Origin of the sequence: Pseudoalteromonas sp. T1lg24 (assembly GCF_002964745.1) — a bacterium.
GTDB lineage: Bacteria > Pseudomonadota > Gammaproteobacteria > Enterobacterales > Alteromonadaceae > Pseudoalteromonas > Pseudoalteromonas spongiae.
Genome location: NZ_PQCB01000033.1, coordinates 150912 through 161287 on the forward strand (window position 1 = coordinate 150912; position 10376 = coordinate 161287).

The following is a 10376-nucleotide window of genomic DNA, read 5'->3' on the forward strand; positions in this document are numbered from 1 at the left end:
CATGTATTGAATTAATAATACACTCAAAGCCCTTTAAGCAGGTTAAATTTGCTGAATAAATTAAACTTTGCAGCCATACTGCAAAAGCCAGTTTTCTGCTTGTTGCAAACTAGTGACTTTAATAAACGGGACATGTGCATTTTCAATATGATGTTGAATATGTTGACCTTGCTCTTCGCTATCAACCAGCCAACACTCCGCTATTTGATTACTTCTTGCAAGTTGAATCGTTTTGTTATGTTTATAGTTAATAACGTCTTCAGACACTCGCCATCCACGTAAATCGGCAAAGAGCGCCCAAGGAGCATTTCTAACCCGCGAAATGGTTTCATCAAGCAAGGTTAAATAACCAATATCAGCTTGAATATCCCAATCACCTGAAATATTTACAGTGATTAGGTTATTCTTAAGTACAACGCTATAACGAGGTTCTGTCATTTTTGTGTATGGCCATATGAAAGTTAAAAGCCGTGTTATGACAACATTATAAAAAAGATCTAAAGATTAAAACAAACTCTTTAAATTTTACTTTAATGAAAATCGTTTCCCCTAAATTTAAGCAGTGCACTATTCTCTTCAATCATGACCAAATTAATCCTTCCCGACATATAAGAACGCATGGCGTACACAGCGAGAAATACAATGGTAGTAGGGTGTATCATGATTGCGGCGCGGAACTGCCATAAAGCCACCTTTTGATAGAAAGCTAGCGTTGATTAAAGCTTAGTCATATCCTAGCTTTTACGCTAATTAAGATGGGTCTAATTAAGATGGGTGGCCTTTATATTTTTATTGTAACTGGTAACCTGATTTTAAGGTGGGTCGCCTTTATATTTCTAATTCAATTTGAATCTTCTTTGAGTTTTTCGGCCCAACAAAGTCTATACTAAGCCAGTTTCTACCGTTTCTACTTACTAATTGCGCAACTTCATCTTTAGTAAAACTTTTATCTTGAAGTGGTACTGTTAGCTTTCTAAGCGTTTTCAGTGTAAATAGTTCGGAAAAAGATAAATTTATATATTTTGCATCTAAATGCAATTCTTCTAAATAATTTAAAGCTTTTATATTTTCAAAATTAATAGTTAGCTTTTTACATTTATAAATATACAATTTTTTCAATAACTTCAATCGCTCTAGAGATAAAACTCCCTCTACATTCGGTAAGTTTTCTAAGGTTAGCGAAGTTAATTTTCTACAATCATGAATTTCATTTATATTTTTCAATGCCTTAATATGCGATAGACCAAAAGAGGTAATCGAATTAAGCTTATCTAAAAATGAGATATCTTTTAAATTTCCATAAGTAAATCCTAGGTAATAGAGGTGAGGAAGGTAATTTAATAAATACGCTATATCTCCCTTAAAATATGTACAATCGAACTCCTTTACGTTTTCTAAAAGTGGGAGGCACGCAGAAAACCTTTCACTCCACTCTACTGAAATTGAATTAACATTCTTTAACAACTCTATAGGTAAGCTATTACTTGGGATTCCCTCCAATCGAAGATTTTTGACATTTTCAAACTGTTCTAATCCCGAACATAAAGCAGAAGTCTGTAACTTCAAGTTAGTTATGACTTCCGCTTTAACTCCCAGTTTAGGTATTTTAAATTCTTGCTCTTCTGAACCCTGCAACACTAATTGTTCAAATTCATTTTCTAGAAAAGCTTTATTTGAAGAGTCATTCCAACCAAATCTGCACTCTAAGCGGCTAGGAGTTTTAAATATTCTTGGAAATGTAACTACTTGCGGTTCTATTTGCATAATTTATCAAGCCCTCTAAGTGCATCACGTTTTGCTTTATTGATGGAATTTATATTATTACTCAACGTTTTATTCGGGTTTCCCGTTTTTCCTGGAGTACCAAACATATCGATAATCATTTGTTCAAATTCCCTTAAAACACCACCTTTAATCGAACCATCCACATGAAATTTAGCAAGGAAGTCTCTCAATTTTCTCTTTCCTTCTTTAATGTGTTGATCTTTCCTAATCTCAAAATCGACTTCAGTTTTACCTGCATATGGCAACCCAAGAATTTCATCCATAAACAAATAAACACCTTTATCTGTAAACTCATCGAACACATAAGTGACAGCATAACAACCAGATTTCCGCAGTACGACTCTAAAATTAACTGGCGTAATTCGTGCATTAGTAGACAGAATCGTATTCACAATTTGACTTTCAGTAAGATTCGTTGCGTAACCTGAGTAATCAAATAATGATATTGGATCAAGATCTGCATAATTATTTAACGATATGGGCCTAATTTGTAAACCTAAAAACGCATCTTGCTGGGTAAAACGGCCGACATTCTGGTCATAGTAGCGCGCTCGTAAGTAATACTGGTCTAGGTCACCGTCAAACTGCTCACCTGTATAAAGGTAATTATTTTCTGTGGTACCTGTTTTATTTAGCACTTCACCAAAGGCTAAATAATCATAACTATCACTTTGTTCGCCACTGTTATCACTTAAGCTTCTCGTTGAACCTAAACCATCATAGTGGAAGGTGTTTGTAGTATTCGTACTGTCGATTTGACTGATTAAGTCATCACCGTAAAGGTAGGTTTTTAATCGACTGCCAAGGCTATCGGTTTCGGCAATCACTTGTGCATAAGCTGCCGTGTTGTCGGTTGATAGTTGGTATTTTTATTTCTAATTATGTAACTTTGTTAGCGAGCAAAAGAATCAATATTACTAAAAATGAAACAATTAATGTTATTCACAAACTGTAAAGCTATAATAATATTAATTTAAATTCTCAAAGTACTCGGTTTTATGATCATTATTAACAAAAAGCCATTCAACGGTTTCACATTAATAGAGCTTATGGTTGCAGTTGCTATCATTGGCATATTGGCGTCTATCGCACTACCTGTATATCAAAACTATACAATCACATCAGCAAATAGTGCATGCCTAACGGAAGCGTCTGCTCACGTTCGCGCAGGGTTTGTGCACGTTCATAAAAATGATCAATCATATAGTGACGGTACACATAAGCGTTGTCAGTCACTACCGGGATTTGACAAAAATACTCTTTCAATTACTGTGAAAACACAAGCACCTGGCGATGCGACCATCGACTGTAATATTAATAATGCAAGTTGCAAAATAAACTAAAGTGCTAAACCTCTCATTCACCACTTAGGTTCATATTTACACAAAAAAGCCAGCGAATGCTGGCTTAATTTATTTCTCGCTTTGCTCGTCACTTGCTTCGGCTTTTTGTTCTTTTTGCTGCTTTACAATGGCAATGGTTTGCGCAATTTTTGGGTCAGGTAACACCATGTGAACTAATGCTCCAAAAACATACGCGCCGGTTTTGCGTTTTTTCGCCCAACCAACCATTTTCCAAAACAAAAACAGTAAAAATGCCCAAACAAAAACTAGCACAAAAAGTGTGATTGCTTGTGTCATAACGTTTCCTTTTAAAAATTTAAATTTAGTGACAAAGGACGTGTTATATATGGCTATAAGATTTGTTAAAGAGGTAGGTATCTCGCTTTAAAAAGTTAATGAAAGGGGGCACATAATCGTAACGAGTGGCAGCAAATTGCAACAAGCTTTTAAACTGAAGTTTGGTAGTGAAAGTATAAGCTGTGTTTTTACGAATGTATTTATTGTGTGAAACCAACTTTGACGCGGCTGCATTCATCGCTGGTTGAGGCTGTGAGATTAACGTGCGGGTTAGATTAAACGGTAGCAGCGCTGATATTACAACTAACAGCAGTAAGAGTGTTTTTATTATGTGTACGCTACGTTTATCCATATTCATTTAATAAGGCCGTTTTTAAACAATTCAAACTGTTAAAGTTGAAAAATTTAAATACTGCAAAGTTTTTAATTACCGCACTACAAATTACCTGTTAACTTTAAACAAAAACCGCTTAGGAATAACAATGGATATAAATACCTGGGTTATGTACTTTTTGTCGGTGTTAGTGCTAACCGCATCACCGGGGCCAAGCGCGTTATTTTGTATGACACGCGCGGTAAGTTCCGGCACACTCGGCGGTTTTATTGCTGCACTAGGCAGTTTAATTGCTATTACACTTATTCTTACGCTTTCATTTACCGGATTAGGCGTGCTTATCGCAACATCGGAGCTTGCGTTTACACTTGTAAAATATTTAGGCGCTGCATATTTGGTGTATTTGGGAGTTCAGTCGTTTCGCTCAAAAGCGGATAATTTAGCAAAAGTAGAAGCCAATTCATCAAATAAACGGTTACTAACAGATAACTTTTTTCAAGGCTTTATTGTTGGTGCCAGTAACCCAAAGGCAATTGTCTTTTTCACTGCCTTGTTTCCACAATTCATCAATCCAAATGGCTCTTTGCTTAGTCAGTACAGTATCTTCGCCATTACCTTTATGTTGTTAGAATTAAGCTGGTTAATGTTTTACGTAGTGCTCGGCGTTAAATCGTCAAATTGGTTGTATCGCAATAACAGAATGCGTCTTTTTAACAGATTAACCGGCTCTGTGTTTATCAGCGCAGGCACCTTATTATCATTATCAAACCGCAATTAGTGATATTTCTGTTTTGCGTTTGTGACTTTCTCTAGGTATCTGCGAGACTCTTGACGAGGGTGGTGATGGCGCAAACGTTGATACACCGCACTTGGGTTTTGTCGATTAATCAGTTTAACCGCGGTATCACGATTACTGTGATAGGTTTTTAACACATTGCCCGCACCACCGTTATAGGCTGAAATAACCGTATATTCACGACTTTTTTTATTCGCCACACCTTTTAGGTAACGGGTGTTTAAAATCTTTAAGTAAGCGGTGCCAATATCAATATTATAGTTTGGCTGCATAAGCTGTGCTTTGCTTGGTTGCCCAGTTTTTCCTTTTTCAAGTTTGAATACATCTCGCCCTGCAGTTGCAGGCATTATTTGCATTAAACCATACGCATTAGAGCGACTTACCGCATACGGATTAAACGCGCTCTCAGTTTCAATCACCGCATAAATAAGTGCAGCATCAATATTATAACGTTTAGCTGCAGCTAACACTGCATTGCTGTACTTTAAATGACGCAAATGCTGATGTTCGTTAACGAGCTTAAAGCTCACAGAACTAAACTGACGGTTGTCATCGTGCTCTACCTTTGTATAGTGATCCACCAGATAATTTGCGTAACGCCTAGCGCGCCATTCAAAGCGCACTAACTCACCGTCATGGTCGCGAACTTGCGGATACAAAAATGGCTCACCACTTAGGTTGGGGGCATTACTTGAAAATATATCGGTCGTTGACGGATCATCGGTTGTTAGTAGTGTTTCAAACACTGCCTGTGTCAGTTTTGAAGCTACCTTTTTTGTAGCAATGGTTTCTACTTTTACTGTGCCTTTTTCAAAATCGACAATGGCGCGCGCTTGATAATTGTTTGAATACTTTACATAGCGTTTGTTACTTGGCAGCGAACTGTGTTTATTGCCCCAAATACGTTTAATGATGGTATCTAACTCATCAAAAAGTTGCTTTATTCGGCGCGTATCCGTTTTGATAGCGGCTTTTGATTGCTCAACACCTTTGGCGATGGCAACAATATCATGGGGATTTTTTTCAATTTGCTTAGAGAATTTTTCCAGTGCTCTGGGCGATTTTACATCGACGGTCGATTTACAACTTGCAACACTTAATAACAACCCAATTAATAGTAATCTGTGTTGCATGCCCTAACCTACGTCTTCGTAAACTTAAGGTTAGTGTAAAATAAAACACTTTAAAATCAATATAAAACATAACCAATTGCTAGCGCCTAGCGTGCTATCGCGTTGTCATTTATCTGAAAACTAGCTTTGTTACTTTACACTTATATTGCCAAATTAGCGGTAACTTATGCCGAGTGTACGACTAAAAAATGGCGTGCGCCTCCACTATGAAGACTACGGCGACCCAACACACCCCGCAGTTATTCTCATTATGGGTTTAGGTGCACAAATGACGGTTTGGCCAGATCCGTTCTATTACGGATTAGCACAAAAAGGACTGCGGGTGATCCGATTTGATAATCGCGATGTGGGGCTTTCAAGCCATTTTGATCAATGTGGCAACCCTAATCTGCTAAAGATTTGGCTAACAAAGCCCTTTAATAAAGGGGCCTTAGCTCCCTATACGCTTGATGAGATGGCATGCGATGTGGTTGGGCTGATGAAAGCACTTAAAATTAAAAAAGCCCATATAATTGGTGCATCCATGGGCGGCATGATTGGGCAAATTGTTGCAGCTAAGCATAAAAAGAAAGTGCTCAGCCTAACCTCTATCATGTCTTCGTCTTACAATATTCCCCTTTCTAAACAAGGCTTAAAGGTATTGTTTACACTCGCTAAACATCAACCCAAAAGCGTATCTAAAGATGCATTTATAGACTACACGGTAAAGTTAAATCAGCTGATAGGCAGTCCTAATTTCCCGCAAAATGAGCAAGCGCTGTATCAACAAGCCAAACAGAATGTAGAGCGTAGCCTTAACCCCAATGGCATAAAACGGCAACTTGCAGCGATTGCGGCAAGCCAAAATCGAAAGCACTTATTAGCTGCGATTAAAGTGCCTACACTTGTTATTCACGGTGAGCACGACCCGGTTATTCCTGTTAAAGCGGGCTATCAAACGGCGCAAGCAATTAAACGTTCAAAACTGAAATCCATCAATGGCATGGGACATGACTTTCCCCCTGAATTAATGACCAAATTAACCAAGTGGATATATAAACACGTGCAAAAGGCGCAAAAGCGTCATTTAAAAAAGCAAATGGCAAAGCAAAATTCAGCAAATCACCTTCCTTTTTCCTAATACGCAAAAGCCCTAGTTAAAAATACTAATAAAAGTGGGTTCACAATCAACTTAAAGTCATTCTATAGTGACAACTTAAAATACGATTTAGCGCTTAGTCCCTGTAATTTAAGACTCATCGCGTTTATGTAGCAAAGAATATGTCGTCAAGTAATAGGTAAATTATGAAAATATCCGTTGTTATTTCACTATTGAGTTTAGCCTTAATCACATCGCCCCTTATTGCAAAAAATGATAAAAAGCATGGTGATAAATCGCTTCCACCTGGTTTACAAAAGAAATATGAGCGCACAGGTCAACTGCCACCTGGTTGGCAAAAGAAAATTGTTGTAGGCAAACCAATCGAATATGACATTTATCGCCATCACAAAGTGATTGTGCCTGTTGATAATAAAGGCCTAATTACAGTAAGTATTGATGGCAAGTTAATTCGCCTAATCGAGGCAACACGTGAAGTAGTGGAAATCTTAAAAAAATAACGCCGCTTTAACGCTCATCATATTCACTGACTATGATGAGCGTCTAATTTTCTAACTCCCGATATCAAGCGCACTTAGATTACACCGTACTAGCACCTTGAGAACCACTTGAAATTTACCCATAACGATATATTAGCCCGCCAGTAAATTATTCTCTTACAAATTTAGTGGTTGCCAATACCATTGAAAACGATAGAGTGAGTAACTACAAATCAAACAACATACATAACTACGCATAAAACGCATCATGCATATAAAGCAGCCTATAAGAATTATTTTTGCACTACTTGCTATTTTGTTCAGTGTGCAACTCGTAAATGCCATTAGCCAAGGCGCGGTATCAGGTTTAGGTATCTACCCCAGAACACTAAACGGGTTAGCAGGAATTATCTTTGCGCCGTGGATCCATCACAGCTGGCAGCATTTATTATCAAATGCGGCTCCGCTCGCAGTGCTTGCGTTTATTACATTACAACAAGGGCTAAAGCGCTTTTTATTAGTGTACTTATTTATTTCAATTGTTGCTGGTAGCGCAGTATGGGTATTTGCCTTTGACGGATACCACGCGGGTGCAAGTACCATGGTATTTGGCCTTATTGCCTATATTCTAAGCAATGCCATATTTAGCCGAAATATTTTTAACCTGATCCTCGCCATTATCATCTGTTTTTTATACGCCGGTGTAATTTATTCGCTGACGCAATTTATTCCAGGTGTGAGTTGGAGCAGTCATTTCTTTGGTTTTATTGCCGGACTTATTGCGGGAAAAGTTTTTAATAGCGCCCCGCAAAAACATCCTTAACACGTTGTTTATTAATAAAAATTTAATTATTAAAAAATAGATTGCAGCGCGCATTAATTTGCATAATAATTGCGCGCTTTTATCACCTTTCAGATAAATTCCAATTCGCATGTTTTTAAGCCTAAAAACACTGCTGAAAGCACTAAAAGCGTCACCCAAGGCGTGAAAATACAGCAACTAATATTTGATTGCTGCTTCTCCACCGGACTGTGCCAAAATTAATTCATAACGCGAATTGGTCAATTATGCTCACATCTAGTTTGGAGAATGAAATGAGTGATTTATTGGGTATTAGTTTGCTTATTCTGTTCGGCGCGTTATTCGCTATGTCGGAGATAGCTATTGCCGCTGCCCGTAAAATTAAGTTACGTGTTATGGCTGACGAAGGCAGTAAAAATGCTAATGCTGTGCTTAAGTTACAAGAACAGCCCGGCGGATTTTTTGCGATGATCCAAATCGCGTTAAACGCGATTGCCATTCTTGGCGGGATAATTGGCGAGCAAACCTTAACACCTTACACATCAGAGCTTGTTAGCCTAGTTTATACCGGTGATTTAGCAGGACAAATTAGCTTTTTACTGTCGTTTTTGATTATTACATCGCTGTTTATTTTGTTTGCTGATCTATTGCCTAAACGCATTGCCATGATTATGCCTGAAACGGTCGCGTTACGAGTGGTTAACCTAATGAATTGGTTAACACTTGCACTAACACCTTTTGTGATTTTATTTAATGGCATTAGCAACATTGTGCTGCGTATTTTTAAGCTACCGACTCAGCGAGAAGAAATCGTTACAACGGAAGACATTGTGGCGGTAATGGAAGCGGGTGCACAAGATGGTTCTTTGCAACAGCAAGAGTATCGTTTAATTGGCAACGTGTTTGAATTAGAAGCACGCACTTTGCCAACGGTTATGACGACGCGTGAATCGATTGTCTTTTTTGATATTAACGAAGATAGCGAGAGTATTTGCAGCAAGATTTTAGCGCATCCGCACAATCAATTTTTAGTATGTGATGGTCAGTTAGATAAGCTTGTTGGCACGATTGAATCTAAAGTAATTCTTAAACAAATTCTTGAAACGGGTAAAGCACACCTTAATCCCGATATTTTAACTAAAGAGGTTGTTTACTTACCCGAAACTTTAACGCTATCAGAGGCACTCAATGCGTTTAAATCGGCATCGACACAATTTGCTGTAGTGGTAAATGAATACGCGCTAATTGTTGGTGTTGTCACCATTAAGGATTTAATGAGTTGTTTTATGGGGGATTTAGTGCAATTTGATGGTGAAGATCAAATTGTTAAACGCGATGCAAATTCGTGGCTTGTAGATGGTGCAACACCTATAGTTGATTTAATGAAGTTGCTTGAAATTGATGAATTCCCTGACGAAAATCAGTACGAAACAACAGCTGGGTTTATTATTTACATGATGAAGCGCATTCCAAAGCGCGCAGATTTTGTGACTCATGCAGGTTATAAATTTGAAGCGGTAGATATCGATGGCATTCGAGTTGATCAGCTGCTGATCACTCGTCTGCTCGATGAAACATTAATTGACCCTAAACCACAGCATCAAACTGATGCGAATACGTAACAACATGGATAACAATTGGATATTATTAGTTATTTATCAATAAGCCCATTTCAATGGACAAAAGTTGGCGCTGCAATTTGTTGTGGCTTTATTATTGGCTTAGAACGTCAACTACGCGGCAAGCCTGTGGGGATTCGAACATCGGCCCTTATTGTGCTTGGTACTTACATGTTTATTGCTGCGTCAAACTCACTGAATAATGATGTCACTGATACATCGCGTATTATCGGACAAGTTGTCACTGGCGTTGGCTTTTTAGGTGCTGGCGTTATGCTTGCCAAAGATGGTATTGTGGTTGGAGTTACCTCAGCGGCTACTATTTGGGTACTCGCCGCAATAGGCGTTGCGATTGATATTTCGGGCGAACTAGGCGCAATTAAATTGAGTATTTTAGTGGTCGGTATTTTATACGGTGTAGACGTGCTAGAAGACTACTTTACCTCACTTACCCGCGGCGTTCATGCACGCTTTAATGGTTGGAAAAAACGCAATAAGTAGCGCATCAAGCGCTACTTACTCGCTAAAGCACAAACATCTGTACTTTTAGCAACGTGACGAATTACGTTCAAAACAATCAATCTACCTTCGTAAAACACCTAGGGTCTGTTGACCTTTCAAGTTCGTTTTTGCAGCAGTTTGATTGGGTTTTATACAAGGCAGAGGCTGCGTGGCATAGTTATTCTATG

12 protein-coding genes are annotated in these 10376 nt (G+C 38.2%); 7 read left to right on the forward strand and 5 right to left on the reverse strand.

What is annotated here, in order from left to right; translation table 11 throughout:
• Window positions 1-60: 60 nt before the first annotated feature.
• The 3 genes from C2M30_RS12910 to C2M30_RS12925 form a co-directional block, all read right to left on the reverse strand.
• A complete protein-coding gene (locus C2M30_RS12910; RefSeq protein ID WP_105171910.1) occupies window positions 61-438 on the reverse strand; it encodes a hypothetical protein in 378 nt (125 codons plus the stop codon).
• Window positions 439-828: 390 nt separating this feature from the next.
• On the reverse strand, window positions 829-1764 hold the full coding sequence (locus C2M30_RS12920) for a hypothetical protein (protein WP_105171911.1): 936 nt from the start codon (window positions 1762-1764) through the stop codon (window positions 829-831).
• Window positions 1755-2612, reverse strand: a complete 858-nt coding sequence (locus C2M30_RS12925) for an RHS repeat-associated core domain-containing protein (protein WP_105171912.1) — start codon at window positions 2610-2612, stop codon at window positions 1755-1757. The genes C2M30_RS12920 and C2M30_RS12925 overlap by 10 nt, the downstream gene beginning before the upstream one ends.
• Before the next feature lie 171 nt (window positions 2613-2783).
• Here C2M30_RS12925 and C2M30_RS22050 point away from each other — a divergent pair, with 171 nt between their 5' ends.
• Window positions 2784-3128, forward strand: a complete 345-nt coding sequence (locus tag C2M30_RS22050; protein ID WP_100914994.1) for a pilin — start codon at window positions 2784-2786, stop codon at window positions 3126-3128.
• A 69-nt stretch (window positions 3129-3197) separates the two neighbouring features.
• Here C2M30_RS22050 and C2M30_RS12935 read toward each other — a convergent pair whose 3' ends face one another.
• Window positions 3198-3425, reverse strand: coding sequence for a hypothetical protein (locus tag C2M30_RS12935; protein WP_105171913.1), 228 nt, complete (start codon window positions 3423-3425; stop codon window positions 3198-3200).
• A gap of 482 nt (window positions 3426-3907) precedes the next feature.
• On the opposite strand from C2M30_RS12935, the gene C2M30_RS12945 reads away from it, so the two are divergent.
• On the forward strand, window positions 3908-4537 hold the full coding sequence (locus tag C2M30_RS12945) for a LysE family translocator (protein WP_105171915.1): 630 nt from the start codon (window positions 3908-3910) through the stop codon (window positions 4535-4537).
• Here the strand turns inward: C2M30_RS12945 and C2M30_RS12950 are convergent.
• Window positions 4534-5688, reverse strand: coding sequence for a murein transglycosylase domain-containing protein (locus tag C2M30_RS12950; protein WP_105171916.1), 1155 nt, complete (start codon window positions 5686-5688; stop codon window positions 4534-4536). The two genes, C2M30_RS12945 and C2M30_RS12950, sit on opposite strands and share 4 nt — an antisense overlap.
• Window positions 5689-5854: 166 nt before the next feature.
• On the opposite strand from C2M30_RS12950, the gene C2M30_RS12955 reads away from it, so the two are divergent.
• The 5 genes from C2M30_RS12955 (at window position 5855) to C2M30_RS12975 (ending at window position 10188) form a co-directional block, all read left to right on the forward strand.
• On the forward strand, window positions 5855-6808 hold the full coding sequence (locus C2M30_RS12955) for an alpha/beta fold hydrolase (RefSeq protein WP_105171917.1): 954 nt from the start codon (window positions 5855-5857) through the stop codon (window positions 6806-6808).
• A 164-nt stretch (window positions 6809-6972) separates the two neighbouring features.
• Window positions 6973-7287 (forward strand): hypothetical protein, encoded by a 315-nt coding sequence (locus tag C2M30_RS12960; protein ID WP_105171918.1) that lies wholly within the window; start codon window positions 6973-6975, stop codon window positions 7285-7287.
• Between the two features lie 247 nt (window positions 7288-7534).
• Window positions 7535-8089, forward strand: a complete 555-nt coding sequence (locus C2M30_RS12965) for a rhomboid family intramembrane serine protease (protein ID WP_100914987.1) — start codon at window positions 7535-7537, stop codon at window positions 8087-8089.
• Window positions 8090-8361: 272 nt separating this feature from the next.
• The gene (locus C2M30_RS12970) at window positions 8362-9690 is read left to right on the forward strand and encodes a hemolysin family protein (protein ID WP_105171919.1); all 1329 of its coding nucleotides are present in this window, start codon (window positions 8362-8364) and stop codon (window positions 9688-9690) included.
• Between the two features lie 15 nt (window positions 9691-9705).
• Window positions 9706-10188: an MgtC/SapB family protein gene (locus C2M30_RS12975; RefSeq protein WP_105171920.1), complete on the forward strand. Its 483-nt coding sequence runs from the start codon at window positions 9706-9708 to the stop codon at window positions 10186-10188.
• The last annotated feature ends 188 nt before the right edge of the window (window positions 10189-10376 follow it).

Coding starts and splice junctions, on each gene's coding strand:
- C2M30_RS12910 (WP_105171910.1), bottom strand. CDS start 438: ATGACAGAACCTCGTTATAGCGTTGTACTTAAGAATAACCTAATCACT.
- C2M30_RS12950 (WP_105171916.1), bottom strand. CDS start 5,688: ATGCAACACAGATTACTATTAATTGGGTTGTTATTAAGTGTTGCAAGT.
- C2M30_RS12945 (WP_105171915.1), top strand. CDS start 3,908: ATGGATATAAATACCTGGGTTATGTACTTTTTGTCGGTGTTAGTGCTA.
- C2M30_RS12955 (WP_105171917.1), top strand. CDS start 5,855: ATGCCGAGTGTACGACTAAAAAATGGCGTGCGCCTCCACTATGAAGAC.
- C2M30_RS12960 (WP_105171918.1), top strand. CDS start 6,973: ATGAAAATATCCGTTGTTATTTCACTATTGAGTTTAGCCTTAATCACA.
- C2M30_RS12970 (WP_105171919.1), top strand. CDS start 8,362: ATGAGTGATTTATTGGGTATTAGTTTGCTTATTCTGTTCGGCGCGTTA.
- C2M30_RS12920 (WP_105171911.1), bottom strand. CDS start 1,764: ATGCAAATAGAACCGCAAGTAGTTACATTTCCAAGAATATTTAAAACT.
- C2M30_RS12965 (WP_100914987.1), top strand. CDS start 7,535: ATGCATATAAAGCAGCCTATAAGAATTATTTTTGCACTACTTGCTATT.
- C2M30_RS22050 (WP_100914994.1), top strand. CDS start 2,784: ATGATCATTATTAACAAAAAGCCATTCAACGGTTTCACATTAATAGAG.
- C2M30_RS12935 (WP_105171913.1), bottom strand. CDS start 3,425: ATGACACAAGCAATCACACTTTTTGTGCTAGTTTTTGTTTGGGCATTT.